Source organism: Anaerolineales bacterium, assembly GCA_016928575.1.
In the GTDB taxonomy this organism is placed as follows: domain Bacteria; phylum Chloroflexota; class Anaerolineae; order Anaerolineales; family RBG-16-64-43; genus JAFGKK01.
In genome coordinates this window covers 1-18504 of sequence record JAFGKK010000135.1, presented here as the reverse complement: position 1 = coordinate 18504, position 18504 = coordinate 1, and the positions used below count along the sequence as shown (strand labels likewise).

The following is an 18504-nucleotide window of genomic DNA, read 5'->3' as shown; positions in this document are numbered from 1 at the left end:
CTTGGCAGCTTGGCAGGGACCAGCCACATGCACGGGGGATTGTACCCGAAGCCGTGCGGAGGCGGGGAAAACCGGAAAGGCAAGCCCGATGGTTAATAATGAAGATACCCGCTCAGCGAAAGCGCCGCGCGGCCCGCGATCCGCACCCGGCCCTCCGCCGGAAGGTCCTCGCAGAAGAGCTCGCCGCCGCGCCGGGAGGCTTGCCGGGCGTGCAGTCGTGCCTGGCCGAGCCGCTCCGCCCAATAGGGGATCAGGGCGGAATGCATCGAACCGGTCACCGGATCCTCCGGGATTCCGATGCTCGGGGCGAAGAACCGCGAGACGAAATCCTCGGCCTCTCCCGGTGCGCTGACCGCCACTTGACGGGGATGGAGTTGCGCCAGCCGGGCCATGTCGGGCGTCAGATCGCGGATTGTACGGGCCGTTTCGAAGATTGCGTAATAATTCTCATCCTCGCGCGTCTCCCACACTTCCAGCGGACGCGCTCCGAGAGCCTGCTCCAATCCCGCCGGCGGATCGCACCGCAACGGCGCGTAGCGCGGAAAATCCATCGTCAGCAGGTCGCCCTTTCGCGCCACCGAGAGTTCCCCGGCGCGGGTGTGGAAGCGCACGGATCTCTTCGACGGCCGCAGAAGAAAGAGGATCACATACGCCGCGGCCAGGGTGGCGTGCCCGCACAGCGGAACCTCCGCCGCGGGGGTGAACCAGCGCAGGCGGAAGGCGGATCCCTCCGGAACGAAGAAGGCCGTCTCCGAAAGGTTGTTTTCCATCGCGAGGTTCTGCATCAGCGCGTCGTCCAGCCAGCGCCTCAAAGGAACGACCGCCGCCGGATTGCCGGCGAACACCGTGTCCGTGAACGCGTCCACGCGGTACATTCGCAATCGCATCGGTTTTTTCTCCAGGGAGGATTTTTCCTCAGCGGCAGCGATTCTTCGTTTTCCTCCGGCGGTTATTTTCATGCCGGCTGCAGATTATCGGAATCTTGGGAGATACCGCGGGACCCGTTCGCGATATTCGCCGTACCCCGGTATCCGCCGCACGAGGTCCGCTTCCTCGAACCGAGTTTGCAGGAAGACCCAGGCCAATCCCAGCGCGCAGGCCAACGCAACGGCGCCGGTCGGCCGGATGAGGACCAGGCCGAGGAATTCGAGTATCGTCCCGGAGTGAATCGGATGCCGGACCCAGGCGTAGGGGCCGGTCTCGGCCAGGGAATCCCGCGCCGTCGGCGCCGCGGCGAGCATCCGGATCGCCGCCAGCGCGGCCGCGATGATCACTGCGCCGGCGGCGATCAAGATCCATCCCAGGATTGTCGTGACCAGTGCCGGCCGGAAAAGCGCAGGCGATGCCGCAAGCGCAGCCAGCGCGAATCCCGCCCCCCAGACCGGGATCCCAAAAACGTCCCTTAAGAGGATTGTGAGAATCGAACCGGCGCGCTCACCCCACTTTTTGGAATAGGCGCCCGTGAAAGCGCTGGCGAGGTTGCAGGCAAAGCCGAGGAGGAGCAGGAAAAGGGCTAAAAGTAAAAAATTTTCCAATAGTTTACCTATCTGGCAGGACCCCGGGATGTCTTTGCGGGCCCCGCCCGTCCGATGGGCCGGCAGGGACGGGTTTCGCTTCCGGAACCTGCCTCGCACGCACATGCGGGGGTCGCCCGCAATGATACCGGGGAAATGCCTTTTCAATATCCTGCAAGAAGACAACACTCTATCGGATTTCGAAAACCATCCTCGTGGTTCCAAAAAACGAAGCGCCGCTTCCGCCTCCGGCGGCCGCCGTGGCTCCCGGGCAGACCGGGGCGACAATTCCGCGCACCGCAGTCAATCCGTCGCCGAGTGCGATCTGGTACGTTTTTCCCGGCTCGATCTCATAATCGGCGTAGCCGGCGCTCAATTCCGGTTTCATCCCGGTTACGAATTGCGATCCGCCGCCCTCCCATTGGATGCGGATGACCACACCCGCGACGCCCTTGCCGTCGGGCGTGCGGACGACGACCTGGACCAGCGGCCGGACGATCTGGGGGTTGCAGACCTGCTCCCGGGAGATGAGCAGGTAACCGGGCAAAGCCGTCGGGGTGGATTTCAGCGTCGGCCTCCGGGTGGCGGACGGCAGTACCGGCACGGTCAACGCCAGCGTCGCGTGCGTCGTCGGGAGACTTTTGGTCCCCGTCGCGCCTGCGAGGGTGACGCCCGGCGAGGCGGTCGGGGTTTGGCCCGCCAGCGCGACGGAAAGCCGAGCCAACCCGCGCGCGGCCTCCTCGGATCCGTCGGCCGCCACCACCTGCTGGGCGAGCGAACTCAGCACTTCGGGGGACATTTCGGGGAAAAGGTCAAGCCGCTCGCGGGCCCGGTCGAGGTTGCCGGTGGCCTGGTAGGCCGTGGCGATCAGCAGGATGTATTCTCCGCGGTAAAGCGGCTGCAGCGACGCCGGTTCCGCGCCGCGGAAATCCGCCGGCCGGATCACCCAGGCGTAGCCCACTCCGAGCGCCAACCCGAGCAACGCTCCGACCAAAACCCAAACCCATTCCAGAGTTTTCTTCACGGCGCCGCCGTCGGAATCGTCGAAACCCGAGCCAGGTCGCGCGCCAGATCCTCCAATCGGGCGCAGTCTTCTTCGGAGTATCCGGCCGCCTCATACGCGTCTGCGATCCGGCGAACCAACCCGGCCAAGTCGGATTGACCCAGGCGCGAGAGCCGCACGGCCGCCTGCCCCAGGTCGTGGTCGGCGGCGTAGGTTTCGGCCACCATCAGCACGTAATCGGCTTGGTACTCGGCCCGTAGCTGGTCCGGGGAGATCTCGGTGTAGGTCACCGGGCTGATCGACCAGCCGTACCAGGCGCCGATCAGGACCCCGGCCATCGTTCCGCCGAGCAACAAGAGAAACCGCTTCATCCCGCCTCAGGAAAACAGAACCGGGACGCTGCGCGTTGGTTGCCTGACGCATCGTCCCGGAACACGAAAGGTTACCGCGATACTCCCATCCAGTGCCGAAGGAGGGAATCGAACCCTCATCCCGCCGAGCGGGACACGATTTTGAGTCGTGCGCGTCTGCCAGTTCCGCCACTCCGGCAAATCAAGCGAATTATACCGTATCCCATGCCGTGAATTTTCCGAGTCGGTTGCTTTAAAAAACGAGCGCCGTCCCGGTTGCGGGAGCGGCCCATGCTATAATCTGATTGCGAGCCGCTAACCCGGCTTGCTCACGGCCCGGCCGCCCCCCTCGGTTGGGCCGTGTTCTTTCAATCCCATTATATCCTACGCGTCAATTTCCCCCCCGTTGCGCGTCCTGCCACCCCCCCGGAAATGGGGTCTATCGAAACTCCGCCGAACATTTTACCATCCCTCGAAGTCATGCCGCCGGAAAAACTCGACCATTCGTTTCCGCAAAACCGGGTTTGACGGCATAAGAATTTTTTCCCCGGAAGGCTTGCGCATCGGGTAATACTCATCCCGGCACAGCGGACACAAGTAAGACTCCGCCCCGGAACCTTTCACTAACACCACATCATCCGCCGTTCGACCACAACGATTGCACCTCATGGTTCCTCGCCTTCTACGGGAATTGGAATCCCGTTCTCTAGAAATAGCCTCCGGGCGTTCTCCGCGCCATACTCTCCGGAGATTTGTTGCCAAGTGACTCGCCCTTCTTGGTAATATCTCAAAATTACCCTATTGGCCTCTTCTACAAACTTCGCGGGTGGTAGAACATCCATAACGGGAAGCGGAGTCTTCCCGTCGGTCCGCTCCATGATGAGATTCCATACTCCGGGGGAGAAATCTCTCAACAGCGACGCGAACGCATTAGCGCAAACTAAGGTTTGTAGACTCACACCTTCCGGAAGTCGTTTGAATTCCCGAAGGTGGTCCGCCCATGCCGCAATCGTCGGACCGTCGGCGGATTGAATCAATCTCAAATTCTCCGCCCAGGAATTCCCCTTTGGGGGTCGTCCCTTGCGATTGATTCGCGGGTCGTCTTTTGAAAAGGGTTTGCCCGGCCCGCGTTTCCTGTTAGCTGATTGTTTTACACCCATAAAACCACCTCGTGATTATCCTATGACGAAAGACCGCTAATCGTCAAAAACCTTCCGGGGGCCGAATTTACTCCCAACCATCGCGCCAGGAAGGCCCAGGAACGGTTTTCACAACTTGCAGGTATCCGCCGCAATCCTCCGCTTTCCGCAAGGGTGGGGGCGTAGTTTGACGACGGTTCCTTTTTGTTACCCTCGTGAAATCGCGCCTTCCGCCGTTCTTCTGGCCCTCGCCCATCACGAGGGCCAGAAGAATTACGCCCTTTTACGTGATGGACCTACAGCGGAACCCCACCGCTTCCGGGCGCTTGCGGAACCCCACCGCTTCGCGCATCATCCCTTGAAACTTGGATGGGGCGCGTCCGGTGGTTTGCCGGCGCGCGCGTAGGGGTGTTCTACCCCGAAGCATTCCGCATCGAACATCGAACATCCCGTTCCGGGAAAACGGAATCAAAGTACCATGAAGGAACTTTGATTCTCAATCCATTCCGGGAAAAGAGAATGTATGCTTTCCGCGAAAAAATGATTATTCTCGCGAAGAAAAAAATTATGGTTGCGCCGCATTTTCTTGACCTCGCACCCGGCTAGTATCACGGCTGCCCTCGCGGTCCCGTTGTCTCGTGCATTACATCTCCCCATCACGGGCGGGCCGGGCGATTCTGTCCAACGGCTTTTGTTCTAAGTGTGAAACGAGTTCTTTTTTGGCACTCGTTCCACACTTATCAATCATGTATGATTGCGATTCTCCGGGATTGCATTACTTCCAACCCGCCGAATAAAAACCTTGTCATAACCACAAGCTCCGCAGATGTATCGCTGTATCTCAAGCCGCCCGTTCTCGCACAGGCTCCAAGCGGCTCTATGGAATGCGGAATAATCCGAATGTGTCTCCCCCGCCATTTCCCGAAGGTAGAATCCTTCCCGTTCCTCCAACGCATTGAGTATTAGCCTTTGCCGTCTTCCAAACCCTCGACTCATTTTAAAAACCCATCGCCAATTGCTCAACCTTCACCCGTTCGACCGGCGGACGCTGAAGAGTCAATCCTTCCCCGTCCCGAATAGTCCACCAAGACAACAGAAGCGCATATTGCTTTCCAAAGCCCCGGTCAAGGATGAAGGCGTGTTCCTTGAATAGTGGGATAGGGCATGAGTAGACTTTCCCCGATTCGGAATCCCTGATTCGAATTTCCACCGCTCCGGCCTCCCGCGCTTGGAGTAACGCGCATTCATCCACGGCCAGGGCGGGCGGACGGCGCAAAGCGTGACGGGAAAAGGCGATTGACTTACGGAACACTCCGCCGTTAACGCTTCCGATAACCTTCCCCGATTCGGAATAGATTTGATTTGTTTTCGTTTGGGTGGTATGCTGTGTCTGCATAGATTTTTATTCCTTTCTGCATCCGCCACCCAGGGCACGGGGGGCGGTTTGCTTTTAAGACAATTATTGTCCGAATACCGCGCCGGTAAAATCAGGCTCCAATTAAGCCGAAAACGTCATCGGAGAATTGCTCCAGCCGACGCCGCAACGTTCCGGTCCCTCCAAAAGCCGTCCCGGATGTAATCGCCTTGCGGAGGTCGGCCGAAAGCTGGTCGGTCAAGCGCCTGCAATCATCGGCCAAAGCCTGCCGGGTTGCCGCGCTATGCTTTGCTTCCTTGACTTTTGCCTCGAACCCGTCCGGATGGGTTATGGAATTCGTCAACGCTTCCCCAAAGGTCGCCCGGCGCAGGTCGGCCCCTTTGGTATATGAGTCTGGAAATATCACGGAAGCGAATCCTCCGCGCCGAACGCGCAACGGCTCCGCCTTTGCCTTTTCTTTGAGGACGGATTGCATCCCGATGTAAAGATGTTTCCTAAAATTCTCTGCTGAAGTATTCATTTGAAAACCTTTCGATTTTTCAAAATTGAGTCTCGCCTTTTGATAAGACGGGCAAGCTTCTTTTCCGAATTAGCCAAATCCTTTTCGTGGTTTTTGCCCCGGTCGGACCGCATCCACTTAATCAAATTCCGCTGATTCTGAATCTCTCCCTCCAATTCGCGCAAGTCAATCAAGGTTTCTCCTCCAGCATCTTCCGGGCGATACTCTCCGTAGTCCATTGACCGGGTTGGGGCGCGCGCGGGGGCGGAGAGAAGCCCTTCATTTGACGCCCCATGAGGATATCGAAACTTGGCGGTTCGGGCGGAGTTTCGGGTTTTTTCAACTCACGGAACGCACCGAATAGCCTCGCCTCATCCGCCCGCCTTTGCGCCTCGGTCAAAAAAATTTGTAGTCTGAAAAGGTGCCGCGACTCGTCGCCGGATGGCGCGCGATGGCCTAATGACTTTCGGTACGATTCAATCTCCGCTTTCAACCGCTCAACCTCAAGGTCTGGGTCCACTAGATAGGCTTCATTCATTTTTCCGCCTTTGGAAGCAAGACGCTTCCGGCATTCCTTACCAGAAAACGGACCACGGCGGAACAATCGCGGTCCAACTTCCGGGATAATCCGGTCAACGTTTTGCGGTCTTTAGGGTCGAACCAAACTTGAAAAAGTTTTTTGTCTTTGCGTTCCATGTTTCCTCCGGTTAAAAGCAACGGGCCAGCCTTTCGGCTGGTCCGCCTCTCTCTGATGATATTTAATTATCCTCGCCTTGCACCGCCCCGCCTCGCACCGCCTCGCCCCGCCGGGCCATTCACTTTACACTATAAGGATAAGACAATTTTCGCGAGTTGTCAAATCCGCCTATTCCAGAAACAAGCCCAACAATCCCAGGGGAAGCCCCCAGCGGTTAAAAAGGTCCGCCAGGTGCCTAAGGATTATCAACGTTAGGAAGTCCATGGTTCACCTCCCTTCATGGAAGATTCCTTTTTGACCATCCTCCGCAAGACGCGAATCACCTCGCCGCGCTCCGAGTCGTTCGGCAGGTCCGGGATTAGCGCCCGGTCGATGCTCCGACAAATCGTATCGGGGGTCAAACCGGCCGAAGTCATAAACGCCGCCGACCTCAATATCAGCGGATGATTGAGAAGCCATGCGCGCGCGTTCATTTTCCACCCCCTAGCGGCCCCGCCTTCTCATGCGCGGCCCGTAGGTCGTCCACGTTCTGCCTTGCATACCGCGCCAATAGACTCAAATCCGAATGCCCCATGAGTCGGGATAGGCTTAGCAGGTCCATCCCGGCCCGTAAAGATTCAATTGCGAAGAACCTTCGGAAGCTATGGATTGACGGCGCATCCATCCCGGCCCGTTCCGCCAGCCGTTCCAATACCTGCCGCAAGCCGCCATAGGTCAACCGCGTTTTTTCATCCGTGATAAACAGCGGCCCCGACTTCTCACCCCGGACGCGAATCCACGCCCTAAGGATTCTCCGGGTCCGGCTGGAGATAAAAACGGTCCGGCTTTTCCCGCCCTTGCCCCTTCGGATTTTTACTTCCCCACCGAACGGGTCCACATCCGCAACGTCAAGCCCTAGCAATTCCCGCGCCCGGACGCCGCTATCGGCCAAAATCAGAATGATGCACCTATCGCGGCCCATCATCCGGCCCGAGGCCGCCTTGAATAAACGCTCCACGCCTTCGATGCTTACAACGGGTTGGGGATGGTCCGGGTTCTTCGGCGGCTTCACCTTCCCGATAGGGTTCCGCCAGCCTTCGGGTTCCGCTTCCCGCTCAAACCAATTTAGGAATGAACGTACCGCCCGGAAGTGACCATGTACCCCGCCGGGATTATGACTCTCCCGAAGATGTAGCAGGTACATTCTCAAATGGTCGGGGGTGATTTCTTCGACCGTCTTCACGAATTGCGAATTAGCCCAGGTTAAAAAATTATTCAGGTTCGCGCGATAGTATTCGAGGGTCCGGGTTGATACCGCTTCCGCCTTGCGGGCCGTGAGGAAAGACTCAATCCATTCTGCGAGGGGAGTACTTACTCTGAATTGCGGTTTTACTTTAAGGGGAGTCGTTTGCTTGATTTCCATGCCGCCATCCCTTCGGGGCATGGAATACGGTCGTCTCTACGATTCGCGGGGAGCGTCCGATTTTGAGTCGTGCGCGTCTGCCAGTTCCGCCACTCCGGCATTCCCGTCCGAGTATAGTCGAGCGGCGGCATCCGGTCAATACAAACCCCTTCCGATCCTCGTTTCCCGCCCAGCCCGGTCCAATCCTCCGAAAGAAAACCCGATAATCCGGCGATCCTTTTCCCGCGGTCACGGTTTTTCTTGGTTGACCCCCGCCGCTTGCCAATTTTTTTTCACGGGCACATCGGATTTGAACGGCGGGATTACCCGCAAAGTGAAAATGCTGGCGTGATCGACTCTTTCCGTACCCCCCTGGGAAGATGCCCGCTTCGTGGGAGGGGAAACCACGGGGGATTCATTTTCTCGTGAAAGCGTGAGATCACCGCCGCCGTGGCTTCGTCCATGACGCAAGCCCTCCCGGCTCGCGAAGACCCGACCGCCGTGACGGCGACCGCGCAAGCCGGACGTTGCCCCCAAGGCTGCGACGATCCCGGAAGCCGCCGGGGCTATGCGGGAAAGCGCGGAAGCCATCCATGCAACCGGGGGAAAAGCTTGTGCATGGAGCCCGGGGTGATCAAACAGACGGCCTCGGCCTTTCCCTCATGCCTGCATCCGGTAAATGTACTTATAGTCCTCGCGGAATCCCATCCCCGCATACAGCGCCGCGGCGCCCGAATTGTCGGTCATCACCTGCAGGAAGGCCGTTGCGGCGGATTGATCCTTGCCCCAGGCCAACAGGGCGGCGACGATCCGCCGACCCAAGCCTTGCCGCCGGAATTTCTCATCCACGACGATGTCGAACAGGCCGATGAACCCGCCGCGCGCCACGCCCAGGCCGCACCCCACGATCTTCCCGTTCCGGACCGCGGAAGCGAAAACCCTCGGCGGGTGAACCCGCGCCGTCAGCTTGCCGACGGTGGAATGATGGCACGGGTCGTAGCCGTTCAAGGCGCACAGCGCGTCGATCCATTCCTGGATCAGCTCCCCCCGCAGAACGACGTCGCCCCCCGGCGGCGCATGCCGCCCGCCGAGCGAGAGCGTCTGGACGCTGGTTTCCGCGTCCGCGGAATACCCGCTTTCGGCGAGGACGCCATCCAATTCCGCCGGCTGGCTGGCGGGAGTGATCTTGAACGTCGGCCGCAGTCCGCGCTCCCGGAAAAGCCGTTCGCACGCGCGGATTTTTACGCGGACGTCCTCCCGCGGGGGATACAGCGGAACGACTGAGTTCGAGCGCCTTGAAAACCCGTCGGCGAACCGGATCACCCAGCCGTCGCAGTGCACAGTCTGCAACGCCGGCCAGGCGTCGATCGAAACCTCCTCCAAGCGCCGGATCCGGCCCGCAGCCTTTTCATCCACCGGCATACAGATCCTCCCCGAGCGGCCCGATCAACGCGCCGCCGTCGAGCCCGAGCTCCCACACCATGGCGCCTCCCAATCCCCGTTCGCGGATGTAGTCCGCCTTCCAACCGACGGATTCCGCATCTTCGTAGGAAATGAAAATCCCGCTTTCGGGATCGTACAGCCAGGGGACTTTCGCGTTGTCTTCCCAATAGCGCCGGAACGTCAACATCGGACCCCGGGCGATGTCCGCATAACTCAGGTAGCCGGATTCCTCCGGCCCCGGCGCGGGCCCTCCGGCCGGCTGGAACAATCCGTCGCCGCCGGCGGTTTGCCAGGACCGCCCGTAGAACGGGATCCCGAGGACTATCTTTTCGGGAGGAACGCCCGCGGCCAGATACGCGCCGGCGGCCGCGTCCGCGTTGTACGATTTCCGCGAATTGGAATCCGGATCCCGCGGGGATCCGTACAACGGGGACAGCAGTCCGGTGGACGGCTCGGAGGCGACGTGAAAATCGTACGCCATCAGGTTGATCCAATCCAGATCCGGATGGATCCGGCCGAGTTCGAAATGGGAGATGACGCTTGGAACGGAGGGACCGGCGATCGTCAGCAGGTACCGCCGGCCGGCCGCCTGACCCAGGGCATCCAGTTGATTCCGAAATTCCCGGATCAACAGGGAGTAATTGTCCCGATCCTCCGGGAGTCCCGCATGCAATCCGCCGCCGACTGGGTATTCCCAATCCAAATCCACCCCGTCGAAGGCCTCCCCGTACCGGACGAGGAAAAGGTCCAGACAGGACCGGACGAGCCGTTCGCGGGATTGATGAGTCCGCGCCGCGGCGGAAAAATTCCCGGAAAACGTCCATCCGCCGATGGAGATCAACACCTGCAAGCCCGGGTATTTTTCCTTTAATAATTGCAGTTGCCGGAAATTCCCCCGCAGCCCCTCGGCCGGATCCGCTTGGCCGTCGACGCTTTCCCGCGAGTCGAAGAAGCGCATCGTATCGGCCTCTCCGTCGCCCAGCGCGCATTCGCCCTCCGGGGTGACGTCTGCAAAGGCGTAATTCAGGTGAGTGAGCCTTTCGCCCCGGATCCGGGAGAGGAACGCGGCGCGGCTGTAGACGTTCCAAGACGCGTAATAGCCGACGAGAAGGTAATCGCGGGCGGTGCTATCCGCCGTCGGCGTCTGCGCCGGCGCCGCTGCCGTCGCAGATTGCGGAAGCGGAGTTGCGACTTCCACACCGGCGGCGGGGATGGAGCACCCGATGCCGGCCGCGGCCAAACCGGCCGCCATCAAGAATAGCCTTCGCATTCCTGACCGTGTCCCCGAATCGATTCCCATTCCGTCCGCCTGAGGCAACGCTTCCTCAGAGTCGGCTTGCCGTTGTAATCCGTCTTCTGGAAGCGGATTCTACCCGATCCGGGACCGGCCTCCGCCGCCGTTTCGGGTGTATGATTCATAGCGTGCCCGGATTCCCCCTTCGCCGGGATAGTCCCGGCTTTGCGAAAGGATGTCGGATGGCGAGAATCGAAATCGATCCGATGGACCTGGCCTTGCGGCCTTTCCGCCAGTGGGACAAGGGCTGGTTCGCTCTCTGCGCGGGGGATTATTCCTCGCGCAAGTTCAACGCGATGACGGTCAGCTGGGGCGGCTTGGGAATCATGTGGAACAAGCCCTTCGCCCTGGCGGTTGTCCGCCCGACGCGCTTCACGCATACGTTCACCGAAAATCAGGATGCCTTCACGCTGTGCGCATTCCCCGAGCCATTCCGCCCGGCCTTGAACCTCCTGGGAAGCAAATCCGGACGCGGTGTCGACAAAATTTCCCTCTCCGGCCTGACCCCGATCGAATCGAAGCGCGTTTCCGCGCCGGCGTTCGCGGAAGCCGAACTCATCCTCGAGTGCCGCAAGATCTACCGCGACGGAATCGATCCGCGCGGTTTCCTCGATCCGTCGATCGCCAAGCACTACTCCGGAGACTACCACAGCGTGTATTTCGGGGAAGTGCTGCGGGTCTTCGGCGAGGAAAAATATAGCCGCCCCGGAGCACACGGATAGAAAACCGATTTCCCCGTGTTTCAACCGGGCAATCCTCTTTGCTCTCCGCGCCTCTGTGGTGAAAGGCTCCTCATCCCCATGCTATAATCCCAGCCAATCCCATTCCACCAGGAACGAATTATGCGCCTCGGCATCATCGGCCTCCCGCAGTCCGGAAAAACCACCGTCTTCAACGCCCTCACCCGCGGCCACGCCCCGACCGGGGCGATGATCGGCGGCGGCCGGTTCGAGGTGCACACCGCGGTTGTGGCGGTCCCGGATCCGCGGGTGGACCGGCTCTCGGCGATGTTCCAGCCGAAAAAAACCATCTACGCCCAGGTCACCTATGCCGACGTCGCCGGGATCGAAAGCAATCCGAGCGCGCGCGGCGAGCTCAAGGGCCCGCTGCTCGGCGAACTGCGCCAAATGGACGGACTGCTGACCGTGGTGCGCGCCTTCGAAGACGAAGCCGTGCCCCACCCGCTCGGCAAGGTCGATCCGGCCCGCGACGCTGCGGCGATGGATTCGGAATTGCTGATCAACGACCTGATCACCGTCGAACGCAAGCTCGAACGGCTGGAGGAGGAATTGCGCAAAGGGGGCGCGAAGGACAAGGCTCAGGCGCAGAAGGAAGCCGAGCTGTTCAAGAAGCTGCACGCGCATCTGCAGACCGACAAGCCCCTGCGCGAATTGGAACTCGCCGCGGAAGAGGAACGCACGCTCTCGGGGATGGGCCTGCTCACCCAGAAGCCGATGCTGATCCTTTGGAACCTCGGCGAAGGGAAGCCGGAGCCGGAAGCGCCCTCCGCCGGCCGCCGCTTCGCCGCCGCCGGAATCCAGGGAAAACTGGAGATGGAGATCGCGCAAATGCCGCCCGACGAAGCGGCGGCTTTTCTAACGGAATACGGGATCGCCGAGCCGGGATTGAACCGGGTCATCCGGCTCTCCTACGACCTGCTCGGGCTGCAATCCTTTTTCACTGTGGGCGAGGACGAGGTGCGCGCCTGGACCGTGCGCCGGGGCGCGCTGGCGCCGGAGGCCGCGGGCGTGGTGCATACCGACCTGCAAAAGGGTTTCATCCGCGCCGAAGTGGTGCCCTACGAGGAATTGATCGCCCTCGGCTCGTTGGCCGAGGCCAAAGCCAAGGGCAGACTGCGGCTGGAGGGCAAGGAGTATCCCGTCCAGGACGGCGACATCCTCAACATCCGCTTCGCGAACTGATCCCCGGCCGGCATCCCTCGGTTTTGATCGGCCTGCTTTTCCCGAAACCGGAACAAGCCGCGAGACGCCCCCGGCGTACGCCGGCTCTTGCCCGGCAGGCGAAACGCACCTTCTGTTTTTCGCAAGGATGTGGTTGCTGCGCTCCCGAAAAGCACCCCGCACGGAGGAGGCCTGCCGAGGCCGCTCAGCGCGTCCGGCTCTAAGGCCGTTGCCGGCAATCTCCAGGAACACAAAGAACCGAATCGGTTCTCCAACCGAGACGGTTCTCGATGACGGATCGGGGTGTACCGCCCGGCTTTCGGCCGGGGGACAGGGCTCGGATCGCGACCGCGTTCCCGCAGGGAACGGTTCGATCAGGATTTTTTCTCTTCTTCCGCCGGCTTGGCCGCTTTCTCCTCGTCGTCGTCCTTCAGGCTTTTGCGGAACTCGCGGATGGCGCCCCCGATTTCCTTCACCCGGCCGAGACCGAAGATCAGCACGATGATCACGAGAATGATCAACAGCTCCGGAACTCCAAGTCGAAATGGCATGCGTCGCTCCTCTCAGAAGTAGGTTGCTCCGTCGCTCACCAAGCCGCCGGCGTTATTTCCGCTTCAACAGGTCCTTCGCGCGCCGCGCGAGGGCTTCCGCCGTGAACCCGAACTTTTCCTGCAACACGGCCAGCGGCGCCGACGCGCCGAATCGGTCGATGGACACGACCGCACCGCGTTCCCCGACCCATTTTTCCCAGCCCTGCGCCGCGCCGGCTTCCACAGCCAGACGCGCCGGAATTTCCTTGGGCAGCACGGATTCCCGGTAGGCGGCATCCTGCTCCGCGAACAGTTCCCACGAAGGGAACGAGACCACCCGCGCCGCAATGCCTTCCTGTTCCAGCTGCTGCGCCGCCTTCAGAACGGGGTGCACCTCCGAGCCGGAGGCGATCAGGACTAATTCGGGCTTGGCGGATTTGGATTCCCACAGCACGTAGGCGCCCCTGGCCGTCCCTTCCGCGCTTTGAAGACGCGTGCGGTCCAGGACCGGGAGATTCTGCCGGGTGAGGGCAAGAATCGTCGGGCCGTGCCTGCGCCGTAAGGCGATTTTCCAGGCTTCGGCGGTTTCGGAGGCGTCCGCCGGGCGGAGGACGGTCACGTTCGGGGTTGCCCGCATCGCCGCCAAATGCTCGACCGGCTGGTGGGTCGGGCCGTCCTCTCCGAGCCAGGCGCTGTCGTGGGTGAAGATCCACAGCACATGAAGGTTGGAGATCGCGCTGATCCGCACCGCCGGACGCATGTAGTCGTAGAACACCATGAAGGTCGACCCGAAGGGGATGAATCCCCCGTGCAACGCGAGCCCGTTGCAGATTGCCCCCATGGCGTGCTCGCGCACTCCGAAGTGCAGGTTGCGCCCGGCGTAATCCCAACCGCCTTCCACCGCGCCCTCGATGTGCTCCTGCGGGGTGCCGGGCTTTTCAAAGTTGCCCTGCTTCTTCATCCAGGTGAAGGTCGAGGGGTTGAGGTCCGCCGAGCCGCCGAACAACTCCGGTAGGGGATCCGCCAGCGCCTGCAGGATTTTTTCCGAAGCCTTGCGGGTGGCGATGTTCCCGTCCGCCGCGGAGAAGGCGGGAATTTTCTCTTCCCAGCCCTTGGGCGGATCGCCGGCCATCCGGCGGTTGAGTTCCGCGGCGGCGTCGGGGTATTCCTTCCCGTATTTCGCAAGCAGGGCTTGCCATTCGGCTTCGAGCGTTTTGCCTTCCGGCACGCATTCCCGGTAAACCGCCAGCGCCTCCGCCGGCAGGTGGAACATCGGCTCCGTCGGCCAGCCGAGTTTTGCTTTCGCGGCCTTCAGCTCTTCCGCCCCCAGCGGGGAGCCGTGCGCTTCGCTTGAATCCTGCTTCTTGGGCGAGCCGTACCCGATGTGAGTCCGGACCCGGATGAGGGTTGGGCGGACCTCCTGGGCGCGGGCTTCGGCCAGCGCCTTGGCGACCGCCGAGGGATCATTGCCGTCGTCCACCCCTAGCACGTTCCATCCGTAGGCGCGGAACCGGCCGGCGACGTCCTCGGTAAAGCACAGCAAGGATGAACCGGAAAGGGATATCCGGTTGTCGTCGTAGAGGACGATCAGCCGGCCCAAACCCAGATGGCCGGCGAGGGAGCAGGCTTCGGCGGAAACCCCTTCCATTAAATCCCCATCGCTGGCAATGACGTAGGTATGGTGCCGGATGACCGGGAAGCCGGGCCGGTTGAACCGCGCCGCGAGGTGCGCTTCGGCGGCCGCCATCCCCACCGCATTGGAGATGCCCTGTCCCAGCGGGCCGGTGGTGGCTTCGACGCCGGGGGTGATCTCCGCTTCCGGATGCCCCGGCGTGCGGCTTTCCCATTGGCGGAAGCGCTTGATCTCCTCCAGCGGGAGGTCGTATCCGGTCAGGTGCAGGAGGGCGTAAAGCAAGGCCGAACCGTGTCCGGCGGACAGCACAAACCGGTCGCGGTCGAACCATTTGGGGTTCGACGGGTTGTGGCGCAGGACCTTGGTCCACAGCGCATAGGCGGCCGCCGCGGCGCCCATCGGCAATCCGGGGTGGCCGGATTTCGCGGCTTCCACCATGTCGGCGGCCAAGAACCGCAGGGCGTTGATTGAGAGAGTTTCAAGCTCGGGGGAAAGCGTTTTTTTCGTCAACTCTGCTATTCCTTCCTTTTTTCTTTCCGCAATACCTGCCGGCGGGCCATCGACCATTACCACCGGAAAACCGGCCTTTTCAGGGTGAGGTTTCGATGGTCGATCGTCGATTGCCGCTTCTGCGGAGGTGTATTTTACCGCACGGCTCCTTGGGCCGGTAGACGCGCCGCCGAATCCCTTGTTTTTCCGCCGATTCGGGTAGAATACCCCCATAAACCGGATGACCATTGAATCGGACCAGATCCTGATCGGCGATTGCCGGGAAGTGCTTCCCCGCTTTCCGGCCGAATCCGTCGATTTGGTGTTCGCCGATCCGCCTTACAACCTCCAGTTGCGGCAGGAGCTGCACCGTCCCGACAGCAGCCGGGTGAACGCGGTCGACGATGCCTGGGACCGGTTTGATTCTTTTGAGGAGTACGACGACTTTACCCGCCAGTGGCTGGACGCCTGCCGACGGATCCTCAAACCCTCCGGGAGCCTGTGGGTCATCGGCACCTACCACAACATCCACCGCGTCGGGGCCATCCTGCAATCCCTCGGCTATTGGATTCTCAACGAAGTCGTGTGGATAAAAACTAACCCGATGCCCAACTTCCGCGGTGTGCGGTTCACCAACGCCCACGAAACCCTGTTGTGGGCCGCACGCGGGCGGACATCGCGCCACACTTTCCACCATCATGCGATGAAGTCGCTCAACGAGGAACTGCAGATGCGGTCGGACTGGTCCCTTCCGGTTTGCTCCGGAAAGGAGCGGCTGCGCGCGGGCGGCGAAAAGGTCCACTCCACCCAAAAGCCGGAAGCCCTCCTGTACCGCGTGATCCTCTCCAGCACCGATCCGGGGGATTTGGTGCTGGATCCGTTCTTCGGCTCCGGGACGACCGGAGCGGCGGCCAAGCGGCTCGGCCGGCGGTGGATCGGGATCGAAAAGGATCCGGCCTACGCGGACGCCGCCCGCCGGCGGATCGATTCCGTCCCCGCCGCCGCCGCCGAGGCCGCGCTGCTCACCACCCCCGACCCGCGCAAGCGTGAACGCATCCCCTTCGGACGCCTGCTGGAAGCAGGCCTGCTTTCCGCGGGCGAGACTCTCGCCTTCGGTTCGGTGGCGGGGCCGCAGGCCCGCGTGTGCGCCGACGGCTCGCTGGCGTGGAAAGCGCAGCGCGGCTCCATCCATCAGATCGCGAGCCTTCTGCGCGGGGGCCCCTGCAACGGATGGGAGCATTGGCTGGCGCTCGACCGCCGGACGGGGAACTGGATCCCGATCGACCAACTGCGCGAAAAGCTAAGGGGAGCATGATCCATAATCCACCTCATGAGGTCTCTATGACGATCGACAAACCCACCCGCTGGTCGCTCGATGCCCTGTTCCCTTCCCCCGACGGGCCGGAGATCGCCAAGGCCTTCGCCGAATTGGACCGTTTCGTCGCCAAGTCGGAGAAGGACCGGGCGCGGCTGACGCCGCGCATCTCGGCGAAAGCCTTCCGGACGATGATCCGGGAGCGCGAAGAGATCCGCTCCCTCGCCCGGCGGCTGATGTCTTACGCCGAACTGCATTTCTGCGAAAACACCCAGGATCAGGCGGCGATGACGTTTTTGGCCAACACCGAACAAAAAATGGCGGAAATCGAAAACCGGCTCCTGTTTTTTTCGATCTGGTGGAAATCCCTTCCATCCGCGACCGCCCGGCGCCTGATGGCGGATTCCGGACCGTACCGTTATTTCCTCCAACAATTGCGGCGGATGGCGCCGCACACGCTGTCCGAACCGGAGGAGAAAATCGTCAACCTGAAGAACGCCACCGGCGCTTCCGCCCTGACGACTCTCTACGAGGCGATGACCAACCGCCTGCGGTTCGAATTGGACGTGGCGGGGGAGAAGAAAAGCCTCTCCAGCAGCGAGGTGACGGTGTACTTCCGCTCCCCTTCCCCGGAGATGCGGGAAGCCGCTTACCGCTCATACTACCGAGTCTACTCCCGGGAAGGCCCGATCCTCGGGCAGATGTACGCCGCGCTGGTTCGGGATTGGCGCAACGAGAATCTCAGCCTGCGGAAATTCCGGTCGCCGGTTTCCGTGCGGAATCTTTGGAACGATCTTCCGGACAAGGTGGTGCGCCTGCTGCTCGACGTGTGCCGCGCCAATGCGCCGCTGTTTCAGCGCTATTTCGAGCTTAAGGCGGGCCTTCTGGGAATGCCCCGCCTCCGCCGCTTCGATATTTACGCGCCCCTGACCGCGTCGGAGAAGCGCTACCCTTTCAGCCGAGCCTGGGATCTCGTCCGGCAGAGCCTTGCGGAATTCGACCCGGTGATCGCCGGACTCGCCGAGCGGGTCCTGACCGACCGACATTTGGACTCCGAAGTCCGGCCGGGGAAGCGGGACGGGGCGTTTTGCCTAAGCGTGATCCCCTCCCTCACGCCGTGGGTGCTCACCAACTACCAAGGCCGCGCCTACGATCTGGCCACGCTCGCCCACGAACTGGGGCACGCCGTGCACGCGATGCTCGCCGCGGACCTGCCGCTGTTCACCTACGACGCCACCCTGCCGCTGGCCGAGACCGCATCGACCTTCGCCGAAATGCTGTTGGTCGATAATCTGCTCAAGGGGGAATCCGATGATTCGGTGCAGCGGGATCTGCTCTTCCGGCAGATGGACGACGCCTACGCCACGATCCTGCGTCAAGCGTTCTTCGCGATGTTCGAAATCGAGGCCCACGATGCGATCGCCGGCGGCGCGACGGCGGAGGATCTGTGCGAGCTATACTGGCGGAACCTGAAAACGCAATTCGGAGATTCGGTCGAACTGGCCGAGGAGTTCCGCTGGGAGTGGGCGGCGATTCCCCACTTCTTCGAATCCCCCTTCTACGTCTATGCCTACGCCTTCGGGCAGCTGCTTGTCTTGGCGCTGTTCCACCAGTACCAAACCGAGGGTCCGGCATTCCTCCCGCGCTACAAACGGATCCTGTCCGCCGGCGGTTCAGCCAGCCCGGCGGCGATCCTCAAACGCGCGGGGATCCGAATCGATCAATCCGATTTTTGGCAAGGGGGATTCGATCTGTTGGGGCGGAGAATCGCCGACTTGGAATAATCCGGCAAGGCGTCAACACACCGCCGATGGGCCTTTTCCATCCAAGGCCGCGTTCGCTTCCCTAAGAGTCTTGGGAGAACGGTTATTTGTATCTCCTCAGCCCCCCGTCCCTGCCCTTTCCTCACCCCCAACCCCACAACCCCTTCCCCCTCTCCTG

At 61.5% G+C, this 18504-nt stretch carries 16 protein-coding genes and 1 tRNA gene; 5 read left to right on the top strand and 12 right to left on the bottom strand.

Annotated elements, in window-relative coordinates:
* Positions 1-92 precede the first annotated feature (92 nt).
* The 5 genes from JW929_16325 to JW929_16305 all read right to left on the bottom strand — a co-directional run bounded on the left by JW929_16325 (position 93) and on the right by JW929_16305 (position 3066).
* A complete protein-coding gene (locus JW929_16325; protein MBN1440973.1) occupies positions 93-887 on the bottom strand; it encodes a PhzF family phenazine biosynthesis protein in 795 nt (264 codons plus the stop codon).
* 84 nt (positions 888-971) lie between these two features.
* Positions 972-1535, bottom strand: a complete 564-nt coding sequence (locus JW929_16320; protein ID MBN1440972.1) for a hypothetical protein — start codon at positions 1533-1535, stop codon at positions 972-974.
* A gap of 169 nt (positions 1536-1704) precedes the next feature.
* Positions 1705-2538 (bottom strand): hypothetical protein, encoded by an 834-nt coding sequence (locus JW929_16315; GenBank protein ID MBN1440971.1) that lies wholly within the window; start codon positions 2536-2538, stop codon positions 1705-1707.
* Positions 2535-2888 (bottom strand): hypothetical protein, encoded by a 354-nt coding sequence (locus JW929_16310; GenBank protein MBN1440970.1) that lies wholly within the window; start codon positions 2886-2888, stop codon positions 2535-2537. The genes JW929_16315 and JW929_16310 overlap by 4 nt, the downstream gene beginning before the upstream one ends.
* 93 nt (positions 2889-2981) lie before the next feature.
* Positions 2982-3066: transfer RNA gene (locus JW929_16305), tRNA-Leu, on the bottom strand.
* Between the two features lie 1309 nt (positions 3067-4375).
* Between JW929_16305 and JW929_16300 the strand changes: the two genes are divergently transcribed.
* Positions 4376-4612 carry a hypothetical protein gene (locus JW929_16300; GenBank protein ID MBN1440969.1) on the top strand — a complete coding sequence of 79 codons (237 nt, stop codon included), beginning with the start codon at positions 4376-4378 and terminating at the stop codon, positions 4610-4612.
* Between the two features lie 391 nt (positions 4613-5003).
* On the opposite strand, the gene JW929_16295 is transcribed toward JW929_16300, so the two are convergent.
* The 5 genes from JW929_16295 to JW929_16275 form a co-directional block, all read right to left on the bottom strand.
* Positions 5004-5402, bottom strand: a complete 399-nt coding sequence (locus JW929_16295; protein MBN1440968.1) for a hypothetical protein — start codon at positions 5400-5402, stop codon at positions 5004-5006.
* Between the two features lie 668 nt (positions 5403-6070).
* A complete protein-coding gene (locus JW929_16290) occupies positions 6071-6418 on the bottom strand; it encodes a hypothetical protein (GenBank protein MBN1440967.1) in 348 nt (115 codons plus the stop codon).
* Between the two features lie 628 nt (positions 6419-7046).
* Entirely contained in the window at positions 7047-7979 is a 933-nt protein-coding gene (locus tag JW929_16285) for a tyrosine-type recombinase/integrase (protein ID MBN1440966.1), read from the bottom strand.
* Positions 7980-8618: 639 nt separating this feature from the next.
* A complete protein-coding gene (locus JW929_16280) occupies positions 8619-9380 on the bottom strand; it encodes a GNAT family N-acetyltransferase (GenBank protein MBN1440965.1) in 762 nt (253 codons plus the stop codon).
* The gene (locus JW929_16275; protein ID MBN1440964.1) at positions 9367-10653 is read right to left on the bottom strand and encodes a glycoside hydrolase family 18 protein; all 1287 of its coding nucleotides are present in this window, start codon (positions 10651-10653) and stop codon (positions 9367-9369) included. Before JW929_16275 ends, JW929_16280 begins: the two co-directional genes overlap by 14 nt.
* A 224-nt stretch (positions 10654-10877) precedes the next feature.
* Between JW929_16275 and JW929_16270 the strand changes: the two genes are divergently transcribed.
* Both JW929_16270 and ychF read left to right on the top strand, forming a co-directional pair.
* Entirely contained in the window at positions 10878-11417 is a 540-nt protein-coding gene (locus JW929_16270) for a flavin reductase (GenBank protein ID MBN1440963.1), read from the top strand.
* Positions 11418-11537: 120 nt separating this feature from the next.
* Complete coding sequence (gene ychF, locus JW929_16265; GenBank protein ID MBN1440962.1) at positions 11538-12617, top strand: redox-regulated ATPase YchF; 1080 nt, start codon at positions 11538-11540, stop codon at positions 12615-12617.
* A 353-nt stretch (positions 12618-12970) separates the two neighbouring features.
* Here ychF and JW929_16260 read toward each other — a convergent pair whose 3' ends face one another.
* Positions 12971-13147: a twin-arginine translocase TatA/TatE family subunit gene (locus JW929_16260; GenBank protein MBN1440961.1), complete on the bottom strand. Its 177-nt coding sequence runs from the start codon at positions 13145-13147 to the stop codon at positions 12971-12973.
* A 52-nt stretch (positions 13148-13199) separates the two neighbouring features.
* Positions 13200-15326, bottom strand: coding sequence for a transketolase (gene tkt / locus JW929_16255; GenBank protein ID MBN1440960.1), 2127 nt, complete (start codon positions 15324-15326; stop codon positions 13200-13202).
* 163 nt (positions 15327-15489) lie between these two features.
* Here tkt and JW929_16250 point away from each other — a divergent pair, with 163 nt between their 5' ends.
* Complete coding sequence (locus tag JW929_16250) at positions 15490-16563, top strand: site-specific DNA-methyltransferase (GenBank protein ID MBN1440959.1); 1074 nt, start codon at positions 15490-15492, stop codon at positions 16561-16563.
* 26 nt (positions 16564-16589) lie between these two features.
* Positions 16590-18347, top strand: a complete 1758-nt coding sequence (locus JW929_16245) for a M3 family oligoendopeptidase (protein ID MBN1440958.1) — start codon at positions 16590-16592, stop codon at positions 18345-18347.
* Positions 18348-18504 lie beyond the last annotated feature (157 nt).